Consider the following 23,175-nt stretch of genomic DNA (forward strand, 5'->3'; position numbering starts at 1 on the left):
AAACACGCTTGCGCGTGAAGCGCGCGTGCATTGTGTCTGCTACGCATATGCGGGCGGGTGACGTTGCAAGGTGGGACGGTGGGACAGCCCAGCAAAGACAAGGCCCGCACCTGTCCCACTACGTCTAAACATAGTGGGACAAGGCGGGCCGGTGGGACAGCAACAGCCGGACGAAAGCCTGGGGTCACGCAGCCATCCCCATCATTACGCCGAAGATCTGCAGGTGTGCCTCATGCAGGCGCTGGTAGTACGTGTCACGGCCACAACCGCAGTGCGCGTACCGCAAGCGCATATCAACGTCGAGCGTGCAGTAATGCTCCCGCACAACCGTCACCAGCTCAGGCGGAAGATGCTTGTTCACGATCAGCTCGATGTCGAGAGAACTCTCCAGCGGCGCACGAAAGGCCCGCCGTCCACGAATCAGTTGCCCATTGCTCTCCATCATCATGGCAACCATGTTCCCCCCAGCAAGCCCCCCTTTCGAATGTTCGGAATGCAGCTCCTGCGCCCACAACCGAAGCAGCGAATCGATCTCCTTAATCACCGAAACAAGGCTCCTCTGAAGCTTCTAATTCCAAGGCAGGCGCCTTCCCCCAGTCCGCTGGCTTTTTGTAGCCCCACAACCGCTGCCGACTCTTGGTCATTGCACCGAGCCGGAAACGTCTCCAGCCCAACCGATGCAGGATTGCACCGACACGCATTTGCTCCGGCTTACCCCAATGTCCCGGGTCGAGCTTGAGAGCCTGAGTCAGCACCTCGCTGCCGGTCGTGGTCTCACCAATCTGCGACTCTTCCAACCAGGTCAAGATTGGTGTTTCCCATTCGTCCACTACGAAGCGCTCGTCCTGCTCCTCCGCGAACAATGCCGCCTCATCCAGCGTTACCCACCAGAGGTCGCCCGCGTCGTAGCAGAAAACCGCCTCGGCCCAAAGCTGGTCGCGGATCGAGCGCAACAACTCCAGATCCACTTTGGTACATGCCACCGGCCAATAACGGCGGTTACCAGTCGCGTCCTTGAGGTATTCGTCCTGGTTCGTCGTACCCACGAACACGCACTGGCGCGGCACGTCCATGGTGCGACGGCCGTAACTCTCGCGATAAGTGTCCGTGGACGCCGAGAAAAACTGCTTGGCCTTGGTACTCTCGGCCTTGTTGAAGCTGTCCAGCTCGCCCAGCTCGACAATCCACTTGCCCCTGATCGCCTGAAAGCCGTCCTTGTCGCCCAGCGCGAACGGCGTATCCATGAACCACTCGCCGCCGAGAATGCTCATCGCCGTCGACTTACCGGCGCCCTGCGCACCCTCAAGGATCATCACCGAGTCAGCCTTGCAGCCAGGCTTCATCACTCGCGCCACGGCCGACAACATCCAGCGCTTGCCAACCTTGGACGAGTAGTCGGTGGCCTTCACACCCATGACATCGGTGAGCCAGCTTTCCAGACGAGGCACGCGATCCCATTCGAGCTTGCGCAGGTACTGCCGCACCGGATGAAACGCATGATCATGTGCGACCACACTGACCGCCTCGATCACATGGGACGCCTTGACCCGAAGGTTGTATTGCTGCGCGAGCCACTTCATCACCCGCACGTCATCGATATCCGCCCAGTCTCCCGTGCCGCCGCCATAAGGCGCCGCACGTAGCTTGACGAGCTTCGAACTGAAGGCGCTGTAGCTGATGACCCCAGCCCAACGTGGATCATTGGCCAGTATCAATTCAACGTTCTGCATGTGTGCGATCAGAGCGCCGCTATCGCTGCGAGCTAGTAGATCTTTCCAACCACCTGCAGCCGGTGGCTTGACCACAGCCAATACCTGACGGCGCACCGCCTCCAAACCCTCGGCGACATGCAGATCGTTGAAGTCGGTCCACTTCACTTCCCGCTCACTGGAGAAGATCGGCGCAACCACTTGGCCACCGACGATCAGTGCCGCGTTATTGGCCTTCTCTTCACCTGGGTTCCAGGCGTCGCCGTTTGGCTTCGTGGTCTTCCAGTCATCGTCCCTGCAAATGATCAGAGGGCAACCGGCAAACCGCTCGCGCATGGCCTTACACACGGCCAGCAGGTTACCCGCGTCGAATGCCACCGCCACGGTCAGCGAAGTCGCCATGTGCAGGCTGGCGCCGGTGGCGTAGCCCTCACATACCAGTACTGGATCACCTGGCTCAGCATCCGGCCCGATAAGGTGGAAAGCACCCTCTTTCGACATCCCGTAGGGCCAGTAGGACTTGTCCCGACCGGTGTCTTCCTGTTTGCTCGGGTAAATCACCTGAAGCCCGACGATTTCGTCCCGCGCATTGCTCATGGGAACCAAGACTGCACCTGAGCGCGGCGCGTAGCGAACCCGGAAACCGACAATCTGCTTGCGGTCCAGATACTCGCTGCGACCCTTCTCCGGCATGCGCTGGAATAAGCCGCCCGCACGCTTCGCCGCCCGGCGCGCCGAATTGGCTGCCACCTCAGCAGCACGACGTTTGCCCTCCTCCTGACGGGCGCGCATAACCTCGCGTTCTTCGGGAGACATCCGACCGGCTTTAACCTTGATCTTCTGCGTTTCGCCCGAACGCCAATCGCCGAATGAGCCGAAAATAAGCGTCTCGCCTTTCTCGGTGCGATGTTCATGGGCGACATACCAGCCGTTTTTCTCTGTGCCCTTATCCTGCGCTGTCTTGCACCGAGTGAGCTTACCGAACACCAGCGGCTGCGCTGGTAAAAGACCGTAGTCCGCGAACTGCGCCAATACTTCATCGAGCATGACGAGCTCCCTTCAATTCCACGAGGGAAAGACAATCCACACAATGCGTGCAGCCAGGCTGCGCCACACGGCGCGCTTCCGGAATTGGCTCATCGCACTCTTCGCAGAACTGAAACGAGTGCGCCGCCAAGGCAGGTTTGGCGGCGATTCGACGTGCTGCGAGCGCTTGGTCGACACGCTCTAGAACCAGATCATTAGCGAAGTCTGCGATGTCAGCCATGGTCAGCACCTCGCGTCGTCTGGTTGACGTAGGTGGCGCGGTTGAACAATCCGAGCAGACCCTGAATCCCACGAAATACCTGCAGACGAATCGCCGCCAGTTCTTGGTCGGTGACGACGCCGTCACCGATGCTCTTAGCCCAGGTCTCGGCCAGATCCGCCACTTGCCGGAAATACTCCGCGATGCCGGTCGTCAATGTCTCGGGCATGTCGTTGGTGTAGGCCTCAGCCAGTTCCTGCCAAGTCGTGTCGCCGACCAGCGCATGCACCGCATCCAGAATGCGGCGATCCTTAGTCAGTTCCAGGATCTCGCCAAACTCTTGGATGTTCACGGTGTGGCTTGGATGGGTTGGGGAAAGCTTGTGCTGCAACGTCGTGGCGTTGCGGCCAGTGGTGGCTGCGATAGCAGCGGCGCCGCCTGGGTAGTCGCGTGCAGCGTGATAAAGCGCAAGATCGAGCGGCAGGACTTCCCGCTGGGCTCGATCTACAGAACTCAGAGCGATTCGGCTCATGGCATTAATCCTTGAATGTTGCCAGTGCCGCACGACAGGCAGTAGTGATACATTTGTCGTGTGGCTTGATAGGCCCAAACGCCGGCGAGGTCCCTATGACCAACACCGGCACCGTGCCGGGGCGAACAATCCGTTGTTCACCCCTGGCGCAAAAGCTGCCAGCTCTGTGGTGGAAAAGGCAGCAACACCAAAGCTTCCGAGCTCTGGAAAACGCGAGAGGAATGGGCGGTTTTGCATTTGGTTTGCCCGCCAATCCCAATCGCGGCCCGACAGCGCTGTGGTGGTGCGTGTCGGGAGGAACTGGGCGACCCTTCGGTCGCCTTTTTTCTAAGCTACTTTTTTGAAATCTATCTCTGGCGGAAAGACATCATCAAGCGAGCATTTGACTCCGAGCTGATTCAACGCAGCCGTAATCGCACGAGATTCTGCAAGTCCAGCTATACGCCGTCCGGACTCATAATTACTAAGCCGTGTCTGCGTCCATCCAAGAGTCGAAACCAAATCCCGCTGCTTTATACCCGCCCTTTCTCGATGGTCAGCAATCCTGTTCATAACGACCTCCTATAACTGAACCGCAGAATAAACACGATTCGTGATTTTTACAACACGCAAAGTGCGATAAATTTATTTCAATGCGTGGTAAAAAATGCAAATGAACACACTCGGCTCACGCATCAAATCACTTAGAAAAGCCAAGGGTATGAGCCAGAAAGATCTGGCCCTTGCCTGTGGCTGGGAATCACAATCTCGCATAGGTAACTATGAGAAGGACCAACGCCAGCCCAACCTTCAGGATCTAGGGAAAATTGCTGCTGCCCTAAAAACGTCGCTCACACAGTTGGTCAAAGATGTCGAGGGGCCGTTACCTCACCTATCTGGTGATGCGCACGGCAATATTTACGACATCAGATATCCTCCTCGACTCAAGAGCAGCCAGAGCGAAGGATTGACATCGGCAGGACAAGCGAAAACAGGGAGTGTTCCGGTGGTTGGAACCGCACAGCTGGGCAATGAAGGATATTTTGAAGCGCTTGATTTTCCTCCAGGCCACGGCGATGGTTACTTAAGTATCCACAGCGATGATCCAGATGCCTACGGATTGAAGGTTACCGGCGACAGCATGCTTCCCAGGATCAAAAATGGTGAGTACGTGCTGATCGAACCCAACAAGAACTACTTCAGCGGCGATGAGGTCGTGGTAAGAACCACAGAAGGCCGAACGATGATCAAGGAGTTCATTTACCTGAGAGATGGGATGTACCGCTTGGATAGCGTGAATGCCGAACACCCACCAATTCATATCGCCGCGGCCGACGTAATTGAGATCCACCTGGTCGGCGGCATCCTAAAATCATCTCGTTTTTTGCACGCGCCGTGAAAAATAATCACATACCGTGTTGACTTAAAAAACACACTGCGTGATATTTGCCTCACTCTCACACCACAGAGCGAGGCATCACCTATGCAAACCAGTGCAACCCTCCACGTCCACCCGGCGTGCGTCAGTAATAAAAAGATGATCGAGCAGCTGCAGTCCATCACCGGCTGCTTGGTCATCATTCACAACAACAAACCGAAGCTTATTGCCAAGCCCCAAGCCTCTCCATTTGATCCAAATGGCGGAGGGCACGCGGCATGAGCAAATACCGAATCGACAACCGCACCCTGCAGCTGCTCAAAGCTCAGGTCAACCTGACCGAAACCTTCAATCATGTCCTACGAACCGCTCCCACGCGCGAGTGCCTTGCGTTCCGCCTCAAAGTGGAACGGGGCGCAACTGAGACCGCATTCAGTGTCGAGCTGGGGACTGAGCGTCACACGCTGACCCTTCCAAGCGACAAGAAAACTCACCTTAAGCTGGCCGACTTCATTGAAGAGATCGCTAACGGACCGTTCGATCCGAGCAATAGCAGCGATCCGGTTCATCTCCCGCATGCCAGCCGCGTATACGGCCGCTTTGAAACCCAAGACAAGCAGCGCGTGCTTGAGCTGGTGCGCACCGGCGGCGTGCTGAGCCTCGACATGGGGTTTGATCTCCCCCTGCACGTTGCCATTCACCGCACACACACGCGCCGAAGGGCGACCATCATCCTGAGCATCGGGAACAAAAGCCCCAACACCCGATGCTTCACCGTGAGCGACACCGATGCCGAGATTTACCTGATGGTTATCGAGTCCATCAACCATCTCGCGGCCGCAGCAACACCTGCCGCACATGCGGCATGAGGTGGACGACATGGAACGCACCCTCGCCCAAGCAGCCTCGCAACTAGGCCTCACACGTCCAAAACTGATTGCACTCATGCGGGAAAAAGACCTGCTTAAGGGCAACCTGCCGGCTTACCCAAAACGGGACAAAGAGTATCTGCGGGTCAAGGACGGCACCTGGCATGACGAAAAGTACGGCTTGCAATACAGCCAGTCGACGCGGGTCAAGCAAGCCGGCATTCGTTGGCTGGCTGAAAAACTCGGCATCGACCTACCTGAAATTCCGGCAGACCGCCGTGACGTGGCCTAGGGAATACGCCCGACAGATCATCGCAATGCGGACACGAGAGGAGCGCAATGCCGCGCTCCTTGAGGTGCCCGAGCATCTGCGGGAGTTGACCAAACGCCATTGCCTGAACGCCTGGAACCATCCAGCAAGAAGCAAACGCAAGGAGGCCACACAAAGCCATGAGTAATGCAGCCCAAGCCCCACTGCGGCTACGCCCCGCTCCTGAATCCACGACCATCGAGCTGCTGTACCGCACCTTCGGTGATGTGCTGATTCCGCTGGAGGCCGTACGCGAAAAGTATTTCCGCAACCTCAACGAGCAAAAGTTTGTGATTGAAATCAACAGCGGTCGGATCCAGCTTCCGATCACCACACTGGACTCAAGTCGGAAAGCGCCCAAGTACGCCCACATTCGACACGTTGCATCGCTCATCGATATCCGCGCCTACCAGGCCGACGAAGACATGCAGAGCCAGCAAGACGAGCCAACCGAGTAAGCCTTATCTCAAGGACTGCCACCACCAGTCCGACACTGAACCAGGAGCAAACCAAATGACTGCAATTCAAATCTGCGCACTCATCGCCCTAATCATTCTGGCCGGACTATTAGTCTGGGCCGGCTACATCATGGGCCGTACCGACGGCATGTCCGCTGGCATGAAACAAAGCGACGACATCCTGCGCGCCGAAAGCGCCAAGACCATTAGCGAGTTAAGAGCCTCCCTCAAATTCATCAAGGCTGACCACGCCCACTTGGCGCAATTCAGCAAACGCCTTCAGCAAGCGTTGACGCTCGGCAATCCCGAACGCCAGACGCTGCTCGAAATCGCCGAAAAGCTCCGCATTGCCGCCGATACGTTCGCCGCCTTCCGCACGGGGAAAAAACTCGAACGCGAAACCCGCGCCCTGATCGACCAAGCGCTCGCCATGGCCGATTTACTGAAACCCGCCGAATTAACAGGCCCTGCAAAGGTTGAGGTGGTTCCTCTTCGTATTGCTCTCAGCACGGACGATGCGGAGAACGCTGCCGTTTTTTTCCAACAAGAACACCAGGCTATTGCGACCGCCGCGCAATCGAGAGGTGCAGCATGAGCTGGATCCTCACCCATACCGGCAAGCGCTTTGATTTGCTTGAGCCGGACGCCGAAATGATCGATCCGCGAGACATTGCACACTCGCTGGCTCATTTGTGCCGCTTCAACGGCCACACCCGCGAGTTTTACAGCGTGGCTCAGCACAGCTGCATCGTCGCCGACCTGGTGCCAGAAGAACACAAACTTGTGGCCTTGCTCCATGACGCTCCCGAGGCGTACTTGGGCGATATGACACGGCCACTCAAGCAGTGGATTAGTGCCTACCAACACTTCGAGGACTGCATTTGGTGGCGCGTTTGCGAGCGGTTCGATATCGCCCCAGAACTCCCGACCTGCATCCATCAGGCCGACCTGATAGCACTGGCCACCGAACGTCGCGACCTCATGCCAACCGAACCGGCTATCTGGGATTGCTTGGTCGGCATTGAACCCATGGTTGAAACCATCCGTCCGTGGTCTGCCGCAGAGGCGCGCAACACTTACCACCAGCGCCTGATGGATCAACTTGCTATCGAACATCGGAGGAAAGCGGCATGACGCACTCACAGGACAACACGCAAATGCTGGCCGCTTTGCTTCGCGATGACAGTGGGATCGACACGCCTGTAAACAATAGTCTCTGCTGCGCAGCAGCAGGCATTATTGCCTCCTCCAGCGCCACTGCAGAGGTACTTATACCCCACGAAAAGCTGCGCGAGGCAGCCACACCCAATGCAACGCTAATCGCTCAGGATCGCCCGCCCGCGCAGCCTGCAGTGGGGTATACGCACCTTTCTGGAAACGATGGATATCAGGCGACAGACACCCAAGATTTATGGACAACTGATTCTTTTGAAGACTGTGTCGCCGCTGCCTTAATTACCTGTTTTGAGACCAGAATCAAAAAAAGTAAAGGAGCGGGTCCTAACACGCTTACTAATGAGCGATTGAACCTTATCAGACGGATCGGGCCGTATATTCCGAGCAACGACAGAGTCATCATCGCGCCCAATACAACGTGCGTTGGAGATTGGGAGTTTGATGTCATCAATGACCCTATGCCTTCGATTGGATGCATTGGGTTTACGAGAACTCATCAAGCCCGGCCCGATGAATATGGTGGTTTCTTTCAAGCCACATATATTCGAAAAGTCACCAATTTACCCAAGACCTGGTATAGACGGTCAGGTGGACAGTTGTATGAAATTATAATTGCCGCATCGGAAAATGAATTTGTAGAAGGTGAGCGATCATTCTTTTGCATAACGAAAGAAGGCAAAGTGGTTGCCTGTGATCAACGCTTTGAGCTATCTGATCGATACAAAAGTAATCATTATTTCACCACTCCCGAAAAGGAGCTCAAAGATCGTGAAGCCAGGGCTTCAATCGCTCTGCAATTCATAGCCGATAGCCGACATTGCTGGACTATAGAGGCCCGCGAATCCAACTGCCTCGCCCGCCTGGGCTCGATGCCCGAGCAAATTAAATCCTTGCTGTACGCGAGATCAGTTCCACTGACCGAGACAGGACGAAAACGACCGATACTACATTTGGTAGCGGCTCATCAACGTCGTTTAAAGAATGGCATTGATATCGACATAACTGGATTTCTTAGGGGTGTTCAAACAGTCGAGGTGGGTGGAACATGTTTTACTGTAAGGCCCGCACCAGCATTAATACCAAACCTATCTGCGGCCAGCAGAAGAAAAGTGGTTATTCGCGAGGAGAATAAATGAATACTTCCTTCATTCTAATGGCCCAATACAATGGCCGGGCCATTATCCCACTTGAGCAGGTCTGCAAAGATTACTTCACGCACCTGACGACCGATATGTTCCAGCGCAAGGTTATGGCAGGACAGATCAAAATCCCGATCACACGGCTGGAGTCGAGTCAGAAAAGCGCTAAAGGCATCCACATCGCTGATCTGGCAGCCTACCTTGATCTGCAACGGGAAGCTGCGGTGAAAGAGTGCAACCAGCTCAACGGGTACCGCCGAGCCAGTTAAATCACTGCTTACCCCAGGCGCCCAACTTCACGGGCGCCTGAATTATCCTCTTTAACCACGGCCACTCGGCATAGTGGTCACCTCGCCCGCGCAGATGGGTATATCGACGCAATGAATTCCAATCACGATGCCCAGACACACTGGCCACCCGCGGAATATCCCAATCTATCTCAAACAACCGACTCACTCCGTCGTGTCGCAGATCGTGGAAGTGAAGATCTTCGATCTCTAGAAACTTGCACGCCTTCGCCCAGGCCGTGGAGATCGACGACGAGTTGTACGGGAAAATTTCCCCACGCTCTTTTGGCATGCTCTGCAGAATTCTCCAGGCTTCGTCGGGTAGGTGGCACCAAACATCATTGCCAATTTTCTGCCCGGGGTTTTTCATATCTCTCACCAGCACCCGCTGATTCGACTCATCGACGTCCTCCCACTGAATTCGGCTTATCTCATCCTGCCGACGCGTGGAAAAAATCGCGAAGCCAATCACCTTCAGCATGTTGATCGAACTAGGCCTACGCTGCTGCATGCTGACGAAGTGCTCCAAAAGTTTATCCAGCTCGTCCTTCGTTGGACGACGATCGCGCTCCCGGCTCTTCATGTTGTAGCCGAGCTTCCTCAACACCTTCCGAGCGTCCGGCATCGCGTGAGGGTCTACCTCATACCCCCAAGCGGGACGCGCAATCGAAAGGACAGCCCCAAGGTGCGCCAAATCGTTGCCAGCCGTCTGCGGCTGGACGCCGCCGCCCTCTTTACTCATTCGCCAGAGTGCAAAATCCACCAATCGTTGACTGTTGATAGCCGAATCAACGGTCTGGCCAAACTCCGTCGCCGCGATAGCATTTAGAGTGGCTTCCTTGGTTTTACCCAACGGCCGGACTTTCTCCATTTCATCCAAGTACTGCTTGATCATGTCCTGAACGGTGACGCCCTTGCGGTTCGCCCGCTCAATCGCACCAGGCTGATCTAGCTCTGCCTCACGTCGCCGCACCCACGCTTGTGCCGCCTGTTTCCGGGCGAAGGTCTGGCTCTCTTGGTAGACTTGCGCTCCATCGCGAAACAGGCGTATCTGTGCCGTGTAACTGACTGAGCCATCGGTGCGTTTTCGTGCTCTGATCGTTGCCATAATCGACTGGTACAATTCCGAAAGTGATTGGTACATTGTACCAGCGCCATCGAAAAAACGCCTGAAAACGCCTAAAAACACGCTATAAATACGTTGAGCCAAATGGTACCAAATACCCACTCCAGCCCAGTAAACTCAAGCCCTGCGCTATCTCGACGGTTTTCCGTTGCACCCATGATGGATTGGACTGATAGGCATTGCAGATACTTCCTGCGCCTCCTGTCGAAGAACGCTCTGCTCTACACCGAGATGGTCACCACCGGCGCCCTACTCAACGGCGATCACGAACGTTTCCTCCGTCACAACGAAGCCGAGCATCCGCTGGCGCTGCAGCTCGGCGGTAGTGTTCCGCTCGATCTGGCCGCCTGCGCGCGCATGGCGCAGGCGCATGGTTACGACGAGGTGAACCTGAATGTTGGCTGCCCGAGTGATCGGGTGCAGAACAATATGATCGGTGCGTGCCTGATGGGGCATCCGCAGTTGGTGGCGGATTGTGTGAAGGCGATGCGCGATGCGGTGTCGATTCCGGTGACGGTGAAACATCGGATCGGGATCAATGGGCGGGACAGTTACGCCGAGTTGTGTGATTTCGTCGGGACGGTGCGGGATGCCGGGTGCACCAGTTTTACCGTGCACGCGCGGATTGCGATTCTGGAGGGGTTGTCGCCGAAGGAGAATCGCGACATTCCGCCGTTGCGGTATGACGTGGCGGCGCAGTTGAAGGCGGATTTTCCGGAGCTGGAGATTGTGTTGAACGGCGGGATCAAGACGATGGAGGCCTGCCACGAGCATTTGCAGACCTTCGACGGTGTGATGCTCGGGCGTGAGGCTTATCACAATCCGTATTTGCTGGCGGAGGTCGATCAGCAGTTGTTCGGCAGCAGCGCGCCGGTGATCAGCCGTGCCGAGGCGCTGGCGCAGTTGCGGCCTTATATTGCCGAGCATTTGCAGGCGGGTGGTGCGATGCATCACATCACCCGGCATGTTCTGGGGTTGGGCACCGGGTTCCCGGGGGCGCGTAAATTCCGTCAGTTGTTGTCGGTGGACATTCACAAGGCCAAGGATCCGCTGGCGCTGCTGGATCAGGCGGGTGAGTTGCTGCAAGGGCGTTGATGCCCTCCTTCCGTAAAACGCGCCAGGCGGGTTGATCCGCCTGGCGTGCGCATCACCCCGCCGCCGCTTCCGTCCAGTTCACCCAGCCAAACACCCACGTCGCCAGAATTAACAAGCCAAACGCGATCCGGTACCAGGCGAACGCCGCATAACTGTGGTTGGCGATGAATTTGAGCAGGCCGCGCACGGCGATCATGGCGAAGATGAAGGCGATGACGAATCCGAGGGCGAACACCGGTAGGTCGCTGGCCTGGAAGAGGTCACGGTATTTGTAGCCGGAGTACACCGCGGCGCCGACCATGGTCGGCATGGCGAGGAAAAACGAGAACTCTGTGGCGGCTTTCCGGGACAAGCCGAACAATAAACCGCCGATGATGGTCGAGCCCGAGCGCGACGTGCCGGGAATCATTGCCAGGCATTGCACGAAACCGATTTTCAACGCGTCTGACCAGCGCATGTCGTCGACGTGATCGACGCTCACCACATGGCTGCGCTGTTCCGCCCACAACATGACGATGCCGCCCACCACCAAGGCCATGGCCACGGTGATCGGGTTAAACAGGTATTGATGGATTTTGTCAGCGAACAGCACGCCGAGGATCACCGCCGGCAGAAAGGCAATCAGCAGGTTGAGGGTGAAACGTTGCGCATTGCGTTGGGTGGGCAGGCCTTTGACGATGTCGAAGATCTTCGGGCGAAACTCCCAGACCACGGCCAGGATCGCCCCCAGTTGAATGATGATGTTGAACGCCATCGCGCGTTCGCCGCCGAAGTCCAGCAGGTCGGCGACGATGATCTGGTGGCCGGTACTGGAGATCGGCAAGAACTCGGTCAGGCCTTCTACCGCGCCCAAAATCAACACCTGGATAAAGGTCCAGAAATCCATTAATCCTCCGTCAGAGCGCTCTTGCTGAGCGACCGGTCAACTGTATTCAGGAATTGAGTATCTGAAGTTAAACAATCGGTATAACGCGACACCCATTGCCTGATCAGGCGACGGAGAATATGTCTTATCAAAAGACACACTCAAGCCATGTTAATAAACGTCCGCCTACCAACTACCCGAAAAATATTTAGGCCTATAGTAGAAAAAAGTTCGATTCGCCAATAAAGTGTGATCCAGCTCACACTGTCTCAGGATCGTGAACAGTGGCAATTGGACATGAATAAAGCCATCGCCATAGATTCAAAATAGTGGCACAATTCCACATTGCCACCATGTAACGACTAGTTCACAGCCCCGAGAAAATCAACTAAAAGCTTGAAATGCTTAATTATTGTTAGAAAACTCGGGAGCCACGTCTAAAAATCGCGTGAATGTTACCAATTGTCAGTCACAGATGAGAACCGGTGCTTTAACATCCCGATGTCAGCACCTAATTCGAGTCAATGCATGATGCTCTCAGGGAACTTGGCGACTAGAAGTCCGCGCCCGACTAACGACGTACCCGGTGTTCTTACTCTGGGTCGTACCCGTGGCGTGGCCGAAAATTTCAGGGCGCTGATCGCGAAGCACGTTCGCACAGATATGGCACTTGAGGCCGAGTCGTACACTAGTTCCTTCAACAATGAACTTTCTGGTCCGTATCGCGCCATTTTCATCGTTATCGATACTCCGCAAGCGCTGGAAGACAATCTTGCGCTGATCGAAAGCCTGCGCAGCGACAACTTGAAGCCGATCATCTGCGCGGTCATTACCGGTCGCGGCGCGTTCAACAAGATCAAGTATTTTCTGGCTGGTGCCGACTTCTGTATCAAACTCAATACCCTTGCCGACGAGGGCGACGAGCTGCTCGGTGAGTTCTTCAACAGTGAAGAATGGCAGCGGGATATTAATCTGACGCTCGACCCTACGCGTATCTGCCTGCTGGGCAGCCCCCGTCAGAAACTCGACATCTCGTTCGCCGAGATGAAGATCCTGGAAGCCTTTGCGCAGACCAGCAATCACATCCTCAGCCATGATGAAATCGCCAGCATCATGGGGCTCAACACCCATTTCTACGACCCGAGAGCGCTGGAAAAATCCATCAGCCGCTTGCGTGGAAAAATCAAGGACATGTATGGTACGAACGCGATTCAGAGCATCCGCGGCTACGGCTATCGCCTGATGCGGGGTCTGATATCGACTGCCTGACTCTCGGGCAGCCATCCTCTTTGCATAATCACGAAGGATCGTCATATGCAACCATACCGCTCTAGTTGTACTTCACATCTAATTATAATCAAGCCATTGAATGAGCACGGCTACACCGAACCATAACAATAAACTTCACAACATAGCAGCAGAACGAGTGGAACTTATCGAGGGCCATTTTAAGCCCAGACCCTGCCTGTCGATTACTTCCGAGGAAGTCATTGCTCGCCTGCCGATTTATCTTTTCGCCCATTTTGGTGCACATTTTAGGAGAGAGACATGGAAACGAGTACAACCCTCCCGAGAAAATATTTTGTCGTCGTGACTCACAGTACAACGTCGCAGCGTGAACTTGAGAGCATTCTGTCCAGCGAGCGCTTCAATTCGTTTGGCACGTCTCAGGCACAAATGTTTATTGAAGGTGCTACTTCGCCCTCTTCCGCGCCCATGCTGATGGAGTTCTCTTACCCAAGCGGCACCCGTAAACACGTGGCCCGCACAATTGAACACGATACCCAGCGCATCCTCGCCACCCTCGAATCGGAATGGCTGTCCGCACAATCGGCGAAGCCGTTTCAGAGTGCAGAGAGCGACAACCGCACTGCCGCCATTGAGGACGCTGCCACTGGCAACACGACCTGGCATCTGGACGATGATCAAGGCGCCCTGATCAAGGAAGGCGTCGAAATCAGCCTGACCGGACTGGAAACCGCGCTGGTGCGCAAAATGCTCCATCACGAAGAGCGCGTTGTCAGCCGCGACGATCTGATCCTCAGCATCGGCCGTGAACCGGAGCAATATCGTGGCCTGGAGATGTGCCTGAGTCGCCTGCAGGACAAGTTCAAAAGCGCCAGTAATGGGGAGCGATTGTTCCGTGCCGTAAGAAACCGCGGTTATTGCCTCATCCAGGAAATCGTTGCGTAAACACGCACGATCTCCGCGAACAAAACAAACAGAAAACAGTGCGATTACAAAAACAACAAGAGCACTCTGTTTGACTTCACCTCCCTGGTAAATAAAAGTTCCCTGCCTCCACCCCTCCTACAGTAACAAACACAACATCATTTATTCACCCCTTGCTCCACGACCTTTTCTAACAGCCTTGTATTTGATTGTTCGAAAGTTGGCACAGTGCCATCTTGTTAGAACTCGTCAGACACCCTCTCCGGCAATAACTTAGTCTATTGATTGACGACAGTTCGGCCTATCGACGTTGTTACCTCAGGACACTCGTCCAATAACAACAACAAGCCTATCTAGCAACTCGGACTTTAACTGTCGAAACCTGAATGGACGTATTTCTGGGGATATCTCATGGAACTCTCTCTACGGATCAATCGAAATAGCGGCCTCAAGGGACTTACCTTCTGGGGCCAATGGGCGCTGGCGCAAGGTTTCATTGTCGCGCTGTTGTTCGTACTTGCTGAACGCCATACCGGCACCGTCGAGTTCTATTACCGCCTGTGCGCAACACTGGCGGTACTGGCCTCGGTACCGGCGTACACGTTCAGCGGCGTCTATCGCAAACAGGACAATTACCTGACGGGTCTGGGACGTCTGTTCATGGGCTGGTCGATGACCATGCTCGCGCTGGCCGGCATCGCGTTCGTGTGCAAGGCCGACGAGGTGTTTTCCCGTGAAGTGACGCTGAGCTGGGCGGTGTACGGCTTCCTCGGTCAGGCGCTGCTGTACGCGCCGCTGCATGCGTTTTCCAAGTACTACCAGCGTTCCCGTACCAATGCGCAGAAAACCTTGATTGTCGGTACGGGTGAGTTGGCGCTGGGCCTGGCGCAGAAGATCAGTCTGGTGGAAAACCTGCCACTGGTAGGTTTGGTCAGCAATGGCACGAAACCGGTTCTGGACTCGGATGCACCACGGGTGGTGGGCGATCAGGAAGATCTGCTGCAACTGATCAAGGATCATGACATCCGCCGTCTGTACATCACCCTGCCGCTGGCGGAAGCGGCGAAAATCGAAGCGATGTACGTCGATTTGCTCGGGGCCAACGTTGATGTGGTCTGGGTGCCGGACTTGAACAGTCTGACCCTGCTCAACCACTCGGTGAAGGTCGTGGATGGTCTGCCGGCAATCTGCCTCAACGAAAGCCCGCTGACCAGCCGCCCTACTGCTGCGTTGAGCAAAAGTCTGGTGGAAAAAGGCGTGGCGCTGCTGGCGATCATTCTGTTGAGCCCGGTCCTGCTGTTCATCGCGTTGGCGGTGAAGATCAACTCGCCGGGGCCGGTGTTCTTCAAACAGGATCGCCACGGCTGGAACGGCAAGGTAATTCAGGTGTGGAAATTCCGCTCGATGCGCGTGCACGATGATCGTGAAGTGGTTCAGGCCAGCCGTAATGATTCGCGCATCACCGCCGTCGGACGCTTCATCCGCCGCACGTCTCTGGATGAGTTGCCGCAGTTGTTCAACGTGCTGCAGGGGCAGATGGCCCTGGTCGGCCCGCGCCCTCACGCTGTCGCGCACAACCACTACTACTCGGGGAAAATCCTCGCGTACATGGCTCGTCACCGAATCAAACCGGGCATCACCGGCCTGGCGCAAATCAGCGGCTGCCGTGGCGAGACCGACACCCTCGACAAGATGCAGCGTCGGGTGGAGATGGACCTGCATTACATCAACAACTGGTCGTTGTGGCTGGATCTGAAGATCCTGGTGAAGACGCCGTTTACGCTGTTGTCGAAAGATATTTATTGATGGACTGGTGACAAGCCAGGCGATAGCGCAAGGGGACGAAAGTCCCCTTTTTTGTGGGCGGGATTTGGTGGTGGGATCAGGCGGTTGCGAGGGTGGCAGTGCCGACGCCTTCGCGGGCAAGCCCGCTCCCACAGGGATTGGGTTGTCGATCAAGATATTTGCTTCACCCCGAACCACTGTGGGAGCGTGGCTTGCCCGCGATGGCGGTGGATCAGCCGACAGAGATGTTGAATGTGCCGACGCCATCGCGGGCAAGCCCGCTCCCACGGGGATTGGGTTGTCGATCAAGATATTTGCTTCACCCCGAACCACTGTGGGAGCGTGGCTTGCCCGCGATGGCGGTGGGTCAGCCGACAGAGATGTTGAATGTGCCGACGCCTTCGCGGGCAAGCCCGCTCCCACAGGGTCCGGCGGTGGATCCGGGATATTCAGTTCATCCCGATCCACTGTGGGAGCGTGGCTTGCCCGCGATGGCGGTGGGTCAGCCGACAGAGATGTTGAATGTGCCGACGCCTTCGCGGGCAAGCTCGCTCCCACAGGGTCCGGCGGTGTTCACTCAAATCGGGCACACCACAAAATCACTGTGGGAGCTTGCCTGCAAGCGATAGCGGTGGGTCAAGCAACATGGGTTTTGAATGGACTGGCGCCTTCGCGAGCAAGCTCGCTCCCACAGGGATTGGGGGTGGATCGGGATATCCAGTTCATCCCGCTCCCACAGCTCCCGAGCAGGCTCTGGGGTTACTCGGTAATCTTCGAGAAGTTGCGGTAGAACATGTCACCCTCGCGGCTATCGGTCATCGAGTGCAGCTGGAAGCTGCGATTGAGCCTGGCGCCGCCGTCACGGGTCAGCGGGGCCCAGACCAGATTGGCGCGGCGCATGGTCGACATGCTCATCATTTCGTCGAACGGGATCGACAGGTAGATGCCCTTGTCGAAACTACCCTCCCCGTACTCGGCACTGCCAGCCGTGGTGATCGTCGCCCAAGCGCCGAAACGCACACCGTTGAAAAACTCGCGAGAGATGTCCAGCGTACCGCCCCAGTCGCCAGCCAGATAACGACCGACGCTGACCGCAGCCAACGTGTCGTACGGCAAATCGGTATAGCCAGTGATGTGCCCGGTCCAGACCGAGTAGTCGCGCAGGCCGAAACCCTGGTCGAACTCGCGCTGGCGCACGTAGTTCAGATCCGCCCCCACCGACCAGCGCTCGCCGGTCGGCCGGAACAGCACCTCAGCGCCGACACCGGCAAACATCGACTCCAGATAACCGCCGTAGACCATGCCATACAGGTCTTTGTCCAACTGCTCGGCATGGCTGACCTGAAATAACGGCATGGTCACCTCCGAGGTGGTCAGGTACTGACGCAAATCGGTACGCACCCGCGGCAGGCCGCTCGGCGCGTCGTAGGTGAACTTGTCGAAGTTGTTCACCAGGTTGGCACTGAGCAAGCCGTTCCACCAGGTATTGCGGTTGAAGCGGTACTCCGCGTCCGCGTCTGCACTGAATTGATAGAGCAAACCATCCGGGCCGCCGACGTTCTGCTTGAAGCCCAGGCCGACGCCGTAATTGAAGTGCTGTGGCGCTTCGCTGTAGAGGGTTTTCTCGTTGTGCGGCATCGCCGGGTTGATCTCGGTGGTGCGGTGCAGCGACTCCAGCGGTTCCTCGTTGTTGATCACTTCGCGGAAGGTCTGGCGCGGCACGCTGGTCTCTTCCAGCGGCAGGTCGTAGCGCTTGTTGACCACGGTGAACCAGTTGATGTCGTCGTTCACACTGTTGTCGAGAATCCGGCTCGCGCGGCCAACAGCCTTGGACGAATGGAAGTAGCGCTGCTGCTCGCCGTAGACGATCAGCTCGGAATCACGCTGACTGATGCGCTCGACCTTGTACCCGGCATTCTGCTGCAAACGTTGCGACACGTCGGCCCAGTTGACCTGTTCCATCGGCGTGGTTGGCATCTTCGCCGGCAGCGGTTCCGGCGTCGGATCGTAGGTCTTGGCCGGCGCTTTGCGGCTGACGAAATTGGTGTGGAACGTGATGCCGAACATCGCCGTATTGCCGCGCTCCCACGCCGCACTGACATCCACCGAATCGGCCACCTTGAACACCGCGCCGAAGTTGATCGGCGAATCTTGCTTGATCACGTTGTCCTTCGGCTCGTGCTTGTAGTCGTTGCCTTCGTATTCGAGTTTCAGGCTGAGTCGATCCCACGGCGTCTGGTAGCTCACGCCTCCGAAGAACGACGGCCGACCGCGAAAGTACGAGCCGGAGTTGACGTCACCGGTACCTTCGAGAGCCGGTCGGGTATCGAAGCGATCACTGACGTAGCCCAGCGGGTTGTCGAGGTCGCCGCGATTACCCAGATAACCCCAGGCAATGCCGGCGCTGAAATCGAAATTGTCGAAACGTTTGTTGGCGACAAAAAATTCGCTGGAGAACAGACCCGTACCGCCAATGTCTCGGAAGCCCAGCGCCACTTCCGGCGCCCAGTGGCTTTCCTGCCACAACCGGACTTTGGCGTCGACCGCCTTGTCCTTGTAGCTCTGGCTGCCGCTCAGCGCCTCGGGGCCGTACGGCCGGTTGGTGATCGCGGTGTAGCGGAACGAACCTTCGAGCCAGTCCAGTGGCTGCAACGACACGCTGTAGCGGCTGTAAGGCTCGGTGCGGTTGGCATTGACGCTCAGTTCGCCGGCCGGCGCCATGCGCGCGGTCGGGGTCTGCAACAGACCGGTGCCACCAAAATCATTTTGAGTAATACGCGGCTCGGCATACACCAGGCCGCACGGCAATAACAACACAGCTGCAACACGTAACTTCAACGAACCACCTCAGCCAGCTGCGTGGCAATCAATTCGGCCAACTGCTGATTCAGTTCAGGAACAGGCGGATCCAGATCATCGTTTTTCACCGGCACCAGAATCTTGCTGCCGGCCACGGGGAACTGCCCGCTCTCGCGATTCCAGTGCGCAATGCCCACGCGCCGCACCGCACCATTGGGCTGGATCAGCCACAGGTAATCGGCTTCGGCATCGTCCAGCGGCGTGCAGTTTTCCAGATACTCGCGCGCCTCCAGCAAGGGCTGATAAGGCAGGTGGCAGGTCTCGGCAACCGCGCCCAGCACTTGCACCTCGTCGACCCGTTTCGGGTAGATCAGACGATCGCCATCGTCGAGACGCATGTTGCGCGCGAAACCGACTTCCACCGCGACCGGATCGAGGTCCGCTACCTGGCGCCCGGTGACCGGCATCTGCCGCACCTGCTCGGACAGACGCAGCGCCAGTGCCGCGCGGCTCGGTCGATCAAACAACGAGGCCATGCGCTGCAAGACATCGAGATCGAACAACACTCCGGCCTTGAGCCGCGCCTGCTGTTCCAGCAACGACTGGCGCAGCAACACGCCGGCCAGCCAGTAACCTTCGGCATTCGGCACCGCCACGCTGATCACGTCGAGCAAGCGCCCGCCCGGCGGCAATTCCACCGGCCCCGGATTGGCCACATCGCCACTGACCGTGACCGCTGCCTGACTGACGTCGCTGAGCAACAACAACCCTGCCGATAACATGCGTAAGCGCTTCACGGCAGATGCCTGCGATCAGGGGTCAGTTGCACGATGCGCACGCGCAGTTGCGTGGTCAGTTGCTGCTCGCTCTGCAGGATGAAACCGTCCAGCGGATCGACCCAGTAATGGTTGGTCGCGCGCAGGCCGATGGCCGGGACGTCGATGCGTTCGTCGACACGCAGCACGGTATATTCCTTGTCGAGAATGTGCAGGGTTTGCGTGGAACAGCGGGAGAACCGGCTGTTGACGATCAAGCCGACTTCCTGGCCCTTGTACAGGTCGATCCAGCGCTGACTGGTGAAGCCGTCGGCGACCTGATGCAGGCCACGTTTGAACGGCGCGTTGTCAGCCAGCCGCGTGCCGTCCAGATCGCCCTCGACACCGAGGCCGATGGTGCGCACGGCGAGGCCGTCACGCAGCAGCAACACCTGTTTGCCGGAGGCGACCCAGAACTGCAGGTCTTCACGCTCGCGCACCAGCGCCAGTACCCCGGAGCCGGACGGCGTGGTCAGTTTGATTTGCGGGTACTTGACCTCGGCCACCTGGGCCGCGCTCACGTCCAGCTCGTCCGGGCCGATCACCGCCGACTTGAGGTTGCGCACCGAGGCGGTCATCAGCGGGTTGCAGCCACACAACATCAAGGCCGCCATCAGGCAGACGCCCACTTTCAAGGTTTTCACGGTCGGCCTTATTTGCTGTTGTTACTGAATTCGCTCCAGTTCTTCGCAGCGGAAGCCCCGGTCCCGACGATCGATGCCGACGGCACCAGTTGGCTGATGAAGCGGTTCCAGCGCGTGACGTTGGCCGGGCCGACGTACACCACATCCTGCGGACGCACTTCAAAATGCGAAGCGAGTGCCATTGAGGTCGGCGACTGAGCTTCCAGTTGATAGATCTTCGCCGGCTCGACATCGAGGTTTTCCACCCCGCGAATCACATACACCGCGTTGCCATTGGAGGTGGTCTGGCTCAAGCCGCCGACCGAGCCAAGCACATCGGAGAGGTTCATCGTCGCGGTCTTGAAGCTCAGCGCGCGGGGCTGGTTGACTTCACCCATGACGTAGATGCGCTTGTTGTCGTTGTACGGCAGATACAACTGATCGCCGCCCTTGAGGAAGACGTGCTGCAACTCGGAGTCCTGCTGGTTCAGCGAGTCGAGATTGAGCGGATACACCCGGCCATTGCGCGTCAGCAGCAGGCCCGACAGATCGGCGTTGTTGGTGTCGATGCCGGCCGTACCGAGGGCTTCGACCACGCTCAGCGGGTTGGTGGAAATTGGCTGCGGACCGGCCTTCGCCACGGCGCCCGAAACCACCACTTTCTGACTGGCGAAACGCAGCACCGCGACATCCACTTGCGGCTCGGCGATGAATGCCGACAGGCGGGATTCGATGTCCGAGCGCAGCTGTTGAATGGTCTTGCCGGCCGCCTGCACTTCCTTGATGAACGGGTAGTACAGCGTGCCATCGGAGCGCACCAGTCGACCGTTGGCGTCGATCTGCTGTTGTGCCCCCGATGGCGCGGTCAGCTCCGGGTGATCCCAGACCGTGATGTACAACACATCGTTGCTGCCAATGCGGTATTCCGCCGGCGTTGCCAACAGTTCCGCCGGCACCGACTCACGCTTTTGCGTGGCGCGGGTCATCGAGATCAGCTTGGGCGTGATCGGAATCAGCTCGACCCGACTGCTTTCGCTGGCGCCCTGGCGCGTGATGTCGCCGGTGCTCAGGTATTGGCCGGGGGAAAACATGCAACCTTGCAAAGCGATACTTGCCAACAGCAAAAGAGAAAAACTACGAGTCATAATGGCACTACGCTATCCAAGGGCGAATCTAAAAATAAAGTCACCCGACTTGCGTCGGGCGACCCTGTACTGCACTAACAAATGTTCCTGTTAGTTGTGCGTGCCAGTGGTGCCGGTAGTACCGGTGGTGCCCGTGGTACCGCCGTTGGCACTTCCGCCGCTGTTGGACGCCGCGACTGCACTGGCAACCATTGCAGTACTGGCAGCAGGCGCTGTAGAAGCCGCGACACTGCCAGATACATTGGTCACCGCAGTAAGCGGCGCTTCAGCAGCGGACGCCCAGTTGCTCAACATCGTCAACAGGGCAATCGCCATCACTTTTTTCATATCAACTCCTTTCTAACATTCGGCCTGTTAAAAACCGGCCTGAGTTAGCGGTGGTAGCGTTCAAGTTCGCGAAAATCGCGAACAAGATCCGTCGTTCTTTCACAGTCTTACCCAACTGATAAAAGTCGAACGGCAGGTTTATATCTACGGACTTGCAAAAGGCATTTCCAGCGTATTTTCCCGACGATATCTAACAGCTGACCGAAACTAACATTCAGTATTAGAACGACATCATTCGAGATAACCGCGTGGATGATTCGATTGCCAGCGCCAGGTGTCGGTGACCATGTCCTGCAAACTGCGCGTGGCTTTCCAGCCAAGTTCTTTTGCGGCCTTGGAGGCGTCGGCCCAACTCTCGGCAATATCGCCGCTGCGCCGCGGCATCACTCGGTATGGCACCGGACGCCCGCTGGCTTGTTCGAAGGCATGCAGCACTTGCATCACGCTGTAGCCGTCGCCGGTGCCGAGGTTCCAGGTGTGAATGCCCGGACGATCGGCAATCGATTGCAGGGCTTTGAGATGGCCATCGGCGAGGTCGACGACATGGATGTAATCGCGAACCCCGGTGCCGTCGATGGTCGGGTAATCGTCGCCGAAAATCGATAGTTCCTGCAGGCTGCCAACCGCGACCTGGCTGATGTAGGGCAGCAGGTTGTTGGGGATGCCGCTGGGGTCTTCGCCCATATGCCCGCTGTGATGCGCGCCGATCGGGTTGAAGTAACGCAGCAAGGCGATGCTCCAGCGCGGCTCGGCCTGGCTCAGGTCGCGCAGCACGTTCTCGACGATCAGCTTGGACTGGCCGTAAGGATTGGTCGGAATACCGGTGGGGAAATCCTCGCGGATCGGCATCTGCTCAGGCTCGCCGTACACCGTGGCCGACGAGCTGAACACCAGCCGGAACACCCCGGCCGCCGCCATCGCCTGACACAGCGTGATGCTGCCGCCGACGTTGTTCTCGTAATAATCCAGCGGCTTGCGCACACTCTCGCCGACGGCCTTGAGCCCGGCAAAATGCAGCACCGCGTCGATTTGATGCTCGCGAAAAATCCGGTCGAGCAACGGCCGGTCGCAGACATCGCCGCGAATCATCAGCGCGCTTTTGCCGCAAATACCTTCTATCGCATGCAGTGCCGCATCGCTGCTGTTGCAAAGATTATCCAGTACAACAACTTCATAACCTGCTTCAAGCAGCGCAAGTGTGGTGTGCGAGCCGATATAGCCGGCGCCACCCGTTACCAGAATCTTCATAGCGCGGTCCGTCATTGGATAAGTGACAAGTAGCCTGTCAAGTCCCTTTCATTGAATCTGTGGCGCACCACACAAATAAGGACGACAACAGC

At 57.2% G+C, this 23,175-nt stretch carries 26 protein-coding genes; 13 read left to right on the top strand and 13 right to left on the bottom strand.

Annotated features, from left to right (window positions below):
• Positions 1 to 184: 184 nt before the first annotated feature.
• The 5 genes from AC193Q_RS10640 to AC193Q_RS10660 form a co-directional block, all read right to left on the bottom strand.
• Complete coding sequence (locus AC193Q_RS10640; RefSeq protein WP_038362361.1) at positions 185 to 544, bottom strand: PA0613 family protein; 360 nt, start codon at positions 542 to 544, stop codon at positions 185 to 187.
• A complete protein-coding gene (locus AC193Q_RS10645) occupies positions 537 to 2,756 on the bottom strand; it encodes a VapE domain-containing protein (RefSeq protein WP_103305116.1) in 2,220 nt (739 codons plus the stop codon). The genes AC193Q_RS10640 and AC193Q_RS10645 overlap by 8 nt, the downstream gene beginning before the upstream one ends.
• The gene (locus tag AC193Q_RS10650) at positions 2,746 to 2,976 is read right to left on the bottom strand and encodes a TraR/DksA family transcriptional regulator (protein ID WP_122612692.1); all 231 of its coding nucleotides are present in this window, start codon (positions 2,974 to 2,976) and stop codon (positions 2,746 to 2,748) included. Before AC193Q_RS10650 ends, AC193Q_RS10645 begins: the two co-directional genes overlap by 11 nt.
• Positions 2,969 to 3,487 carry a phage regulatory CII family protein gene (locus AC193Q_RS10655; protein ID WP_038362352.1) on the bottom strand — a complete coding sequence of 173 codons (519 nt, stop codon included), beginning with the start codon at positions 3,485 to 3,487 and terminating at the stop codon, positions 2,969 to 2,971. The genes AC193Q_RS10650 and AC193Q_RS10655 overlap by 8 nt, the downstream gene beginning before the upstream one ends.
• A 327-nt stretch (positions 3,488 to 3,814) precedes the next feature.
• Positions 3,815 to 4,039, bottom strand: coding sequence for a helix-turn-helix transcriptional regulator (locus tag AC193Q_RS10660; protein ID WP_080750752.1), 225 nt, complete (start codon positions 4,037 to 4,039; stop codon positions 3,815 to 3,817).
• Between the two features lie 100 nt (positions 4,040 to 4,139).
• Here AC193Q_RS10660 and AC193Q_RS10665 point away from each other — a divergent pair, with 100 nt between their 5' ends.
• From AC193Q_RS10665 to AC193Q_RS10705, 9 genes are all read left to right on the top strand, one after another.
• Positions 4,140 to 4,865 (top strand): XRE family transcriptional regulator, encoded by a 726-nt coding sequence (locus tag AC193Q_RS10665; RefSeq protein WP_038362533.1) that lies wholly within the window; start codon positions 4,140 to 4,142, stop codon positions 4,863 to 4,865.
• An 84-nt stretch (positions 4,866 to 4,949) separates the two neighbouring features.
• Positions 4,950 to 5,126, top strand: coding sequence for a hypothetical protein (locus tag AC193Q_RS10670; protein WP_162999859.1), 177 nt, complete (start codon positions 4,950 to 4,952; stop codon positions 5,124 to 5,126).
• Positions 5,123 to 5,713: a hypothetical protein gene (locus AC193Q_RS10675; RefSeq protein WP_483879524.1), complete on the top strand. Its 591-nt coding sequence runs from the start codon at positions 5,123 to 5,125 to the stop codon at positions 5,711 to 5,713. Before AC193Q_RS10670 ends, AC193Q_RS10675 begins: the two co-directional genes overlap by 4 nt.
• A 10-nt stretch (positions 5,714 to 5,723) precedes the next feature.
• The gene (locus AC193Q_RS10680; protein WP_483879525.1) at positions 5,724 to 6,005 is read left to right on the top strand and encodes a phage antirepressor KilAC domain-containing protein; all 282 of its coding nucleotides are present in this window, start codon (positions 5,724 to 5,726) and stop codon (positions 6,003 to 6,005) included.
• Between the two features lie 158 nt (positions 6,006 to 6,163).
• Entirely contained in the window at positions 6,164 to 6,481 is a 318-nt protein-coding gene (locus tag AC193Q_RS10685; protein ID WP_038362343.1) for a pyocin activator PrtN family protein, read from the top strand.
• Between the two features lie 55 nt (positions 6,482 to 6,536).
• On the top strand, positions 6,537 to 7,076 hold the full coding sequence (locus tag AC193Q_RS10690) for a hypothetical protein (RefSeq protein WP_483879526.1): 540 nt from the start codon (positions 6,537 to 6,539) through the stop codon (positions 7,074 to 7,076).
• Complete coding sequence (locus AC193Q_RS10695; protein WP_473013084.1) at positions 7,073 to 7,615, top strand: phosphohydrolase; 543 nt, start codon at positions 7,073 to 7,075, stop codon at positions 7,613 to 7,615. Before AC193Q_RS10690 ends, AC193Q_RS10695 begins: the two co-directional genes overlap by 4 nt.
• Positions 7,612 to 8,793 (top strand): hypothetical protein, encoded by a 1,182-nt coding sequence (locus tag AC193Q_RS10700; protein ID WP_483879527.1) that lies wholly within the window; start codon positions 7,612 to 7,614, stop codon positions 8,791 to 8,793. Before AC193Q_RS10695 ends, AC193Q_RS10700 begins: the two co-directional genes overlap by 4 nt.
• Positions 8,790 to 9,065 carry a pyocin activator PrtN family protein gene (locus AC193Q_RS10705; protein WP_103305111.1) on the top strand — a complete coding sequence of 92 codons (276 nt, stop codon included), beginning with the start codon at positions 8,790 to 8,792 and terminating at the stop codon, positions 9,063 to 9,065. The genes AC193Q_RS10700 and AC193Q_RS10705 overlap by 4 nt, the downstream gene beginning before the upstream one ends.
• 1 nt (position 9,066) lies before the next feature.
• Here AC193Q_RS10705 and AC193Q_RS10710 read toward each other — a convergent pair whose 3' ends face one another.
• Positions 9,067 to 10,191, bottom strand: a complete 1,125-nt coding sequence (locus tag AC193Q_RS10710; RefSeq protein ID WP_473016014.1) for a site-specific integrase — start codon at positions 10,189 to 10,191, stop codon at positions 9,067 to 9,069.
• Positions 10,192 to 10,293: 102 nt separating this feature from the next.
• Between AC193Q_RS10710 and dusA the strand changes: the two genes are divergently transcribed.
• Positions 10,294 to 11,304 carry a tRNA dihydrouridine(20/20a) synthase DusA gene (gene dusA, locus AC193Q_RS10715; protein WP_483879528.1) on the top strand — a complete coding sequence of 337 codons (1,011 nt, stop codon included), beginning with the start codon at positions 10,294 to 10,296 and terminating at the stop codon, positions 11,302 to 11,304.
• 52 nt (positions 11,305 to 11,356) lie between these two features.
• On the opposite strand, the gene AC193Q_RS10720 is transcribed toward dusA, so the two are convergent.
• Positions 11,357 to 12,190 carry an undecaprenyl-diphosphate phosphatase gene (locus tag AC193Q_RS10720; RefSeq protein ID WP_007969588.1) on the bottom strand — a complete coding sequence of 278 codons (834 nt, stop codon included), beginning with the start codon at positions 12,188 to 12,190 and terminating at the stop codon, positions 11,357 to 11,359.
• Positions 12,191 to 12,697: 507 nt separating this feature from the next.
• Here AC193Q_RS10720 and AC193Q_RS10725 point away from each other — a divergent pair.
• The 3 genes from AC193Q_RS10725 (at position 12,698) to AC193Q_RS10735 (ending at position 16,147) form a co-directional block, all read left to right on the top strand.
• Complete coding sequence (locus AC193Q_RS10725) at positions 12,698 to 13,438, top strand: winged helix-turn-helix domain-containing protein (RefSeq protein WP_121186353.1); 741 nt, start codon at positions 12,698 to 12,700, stop codon at positions 13,436 to 13,438.
• A gap of 279 nt (positions 13,439 to 13,717) precedes the next feature.
• Positions 13,718 to 14,362, top strand: a complete 645-nt coding sequence (locus tag AC193Q_RS10730; RefSeq protein WP_041074648.1) for a winged helix-turn-helix domain-containing protein — start codon at positions 13,718 to 13,720, stop codon at positions 14,360 to 14,362.
• 390 nt (positions 14,363 to 14,752) lie between these two features.
• Positions 14,753 to 16,147, top strand: a complete 1,395-nt coding sequence (locus AC193Q_RS10735) for an undecaprenyl-phosphate glucose phosphotransferase (RefSeq protein WP_121186355.1) — start codon at positions 14,753 to 14,755, stop codon at positions 16,145 to 16,147.
• 738 nt (positions 16,148 to 16,885) lie between these two features.
• On the opposite strand, the gene AC193Q_RS10740 is transcribed toward AC193Q_RS10735, so the two are convergent.
• The 6 genes from AC193Q_RS10740 to galE form a co-directional block, all read right to left on the bottom strand.
• The gene (locus AC193Q_RS10740; RefSeq protein ID WP_121186357.1) at positions 16,886 to 18,964 is read right to left on the bottom strand and encodes a YjbH domain-containing protein; all 2,079 of its coding nucleotides are present in this window, start codon (positions 18,962 to 18,964) and stop codon (positions 16,886 to 16,888) included.
• Positions 18,961 to 19,722, bottom strand: a complete 762-nt coding sequence (locus tag AC193Q_RS10745; RefSeq protein ID WP_476286768.1) for a capsule biosynthesis GfcC family protein — start codon at positions 19,720 to 19,722, stop codon at positions 18,961 to 18,963. Before AC193Q_RS10745 ends, AC193Q_RS10740 begins: the two co-directional genes overlap by 4 nt.
• Positions 19,719 to 20,384, bottom strand: coding sequence for a YjbF family lipoprotein (locus AC193Q_RS10750; protein ID WP_483879529.1), 666 nt, complete (start codon positions 20,382 to 20,384; stop codon positions 19,719 to 19,721). Before AC193Q_RS10750 ends, AC193Q_RS10745 begins: the two co-directional genes overlap by 4 nt.
• 8 nt (positions 20,385 to 20,392) lie before the next feature.
• A complete protein-coding gene (locus AC193Q_RS10755) occupies positions 20,393 to 21,508 on the bottom strand; it encodes a polysaccharide biosynthesis/export family protein (protein WP_183082857.1) in 1,116 nt (371 codons plus the stop codon).
• 90 nt (positions 21,509 to 21,598) lie between these two features.
• Positions 21,599 to 21,835: a hypothetical protein gene (locus AC193Q_RS10760; RefSeq protein ID WP_003226528.1), complete on the bottom strand. Its 237-nt coding sequence runs from the start codon at positions 21,833 to 21,835 to the stop codon at positions 21,599 to 21,601.
• Positions 21,836 to 22,066: 231 nt separating this feature from the next.
• Positions 22,067 to 23,083, bottom strand: a complete 1,017-nt coding sequence (gene galE, locus AC193Q_RS10765; RefSeq protein WP_121186363.1) for a UDP-glucose 4-epimerase GalE — start codon at positions 23,081 to 23,083, stop codon at positions 22,067 to 22,069.
• Positions 23,084 to 23,175 lie beyond the last annotated feature (92 nt).

The organism is Pseudomonas sp. F2 (genome assembly GCF_057174385.1).

What these genes read in the sequence shown, in the direction of transcription:
- AC193Q_RS10645 (WP_103305116.1), bottom strand. Translation starts at nt 2,756, where the DNA reads ATGCTCGATGAAGTATTGGCGCAGTTCGCGGACTACGGTCTTTTACCA.
- AC193Q_RS10650 (WP_122612692.1), bottom strand. Translation starts at nt 2,976, where the DNA reads ATGGCTGACATCGCAGACTTCGCTAATGATCTGGTTCTAGAGCGTGTC.
- AC193Q_RS10655 (WP_038362352.1), bottom strand. Translation starts at nt 3,487, where the DNA reads ATGAGCCGAATCGCTCTGAGTTCTGTAGATCGAGCCCAGCGGGAAGTC.
- AC193Q_RS10660 (WP_080750752.1), bottom strand. Translation starts at nt 4,039, where the DNA reads ATGAACAGGATTGCTGACCATCGAGAAAGGGCGGGTATAAAGCAGCGG.
- AC193Q_RS10665 (WP_038362533.1), top strand. Translation starts at nt 4,140, where the DNA reads ATGAACACACTCGGCTCACGCATCAAATCACTTAGAAAAGCCAAGGGT.
- AC193Q_RS10670 (WP_162999859.1), top strand. Translation starts at nt 4,950, where the DNA reads ATGCAAACCAGTGCAACCCTCCACGTCCACCCGGCGTGCGTCAGTAAT.
- AC193Q_RS10675 (WP_483879524.1), top strand. Translation starts at nt 5,123, where the DNA reads ATGAGCAAATACCGAATCGACAACCGCACCCTGCAGCTGCTCAAAGCT.
- AC193Q_RS10680 (WP_483879525.1), top strand. Translation starts at nt 5,724, where the DNA reads ATGGAACGCACCCTCGCCCAAGCAGCCTCGCAACTAGGCCTCACACGT.
- AC193Q_RS10685 (WP_038362343.1), top strand. Translation starts at nt 6,164, where the DNA reads ATGAGTAATGCAGCCCAAGCCCCACTGCGGCTACGCCCCGCTCCTGAA.
- AC193Q_RS10690 (WP_483879526.1), top strand. Translation starts at nt 6,537, where the DNA reads ATGACTGCAATTCAAATCTGCGCACTCATCGCCCTAATCATTCTGGCC.
- AC193Q_RS10695 (WP_473013084.1), top strand. Translation starts at nt 7,073, where the DNA reads ATGAGCTGGATCCTCACCCATACCGGCAAGCGCTTTGATTTGCTTGAG.
- AC193Q_RS10700 (WP_483879527.1), top strand. Translation starts at nt 7,612, where the DNA reads ATGACGCACTCACAGGACAACACGCAAATGCTGGCCGCTTTGCTTCGC.
- AC193Q_RS10705 (WP_103305111.1), top strand. Translation starts at nt 8,790, where the DNA reads ATGAATACTTCCTTCATTCTAATGGCCCAATACAATGGCCGGGCCATT.
- AC193Q_RS10710 (WP_473016014.1), bottom strand. Translation starts at nt 10,191, where the DNA reads ATGGCAACGATCAGAGCACGAAAACGCACCGATGGCTCAGTCAGTTAC.
- dusA (WP_483879528.1), top strand. Translation starts at nt 10,294, where the DNA reads ATGGTACCAAATACCCACTCCAGCCCAGTAAACTCAAGCCCTGCGCTA.
- AC193Q_RS10720 (WP_007969588.1), bottom strand. Translation starts at nt 12,190, where the DNA reads ATGGATTTCTGGACCTTTATCCAGGTGTTGATTTTGGGCGCGGTAGAA.
- AC193Q_RS10725 (WP_121186353.1), top strand. Translation starts at nt 12,698, where the DNA reads ATGATGCTCTCAGGGAACTTGGCGACTAGAAGTCCGCGCCCGACTAAC.
- AC193Q_RS10730 (WP_041074648.1), top strand. Translation starts at nt 13,718, where the DNA reads ATGGAAACGAGTACAACCCTCCCGAGAAAATATTTTGTCGTCGTGACT.
- AC193Q_RS10735 (WP_121186355.1), top strand. Translation starts at nt 14,753, where the DNA reads ATGGAACTCTCTCTACGGATCAATCGAAATAGCGGCCTCAAGGGACTT.
- AC193Q_RS10755 (WP_183082857.1), bottom strand. Translation starts at nt 21,508, where the DNA reads ATGACTCGTAGTTTTTCTCTTTTGCTGTTGGCAAGTATCGCTTTGCAA.
- AC193Q_RS10760 (WP_003226528.1), bottom strand. Translation starts at nt 21,835, where the DNA reads ATGAAAAAAGTGATGGCGATTGCCCTGTTGACGATGTTGAGCAACTGG.
- galE (WP_121186363.1), bottom strand. Translation starts at nt 23,083, where the DNA reads ATGAAGATTCTGGTAACGGGTGGCGCCGGCTATATCGGCTCGCACACC.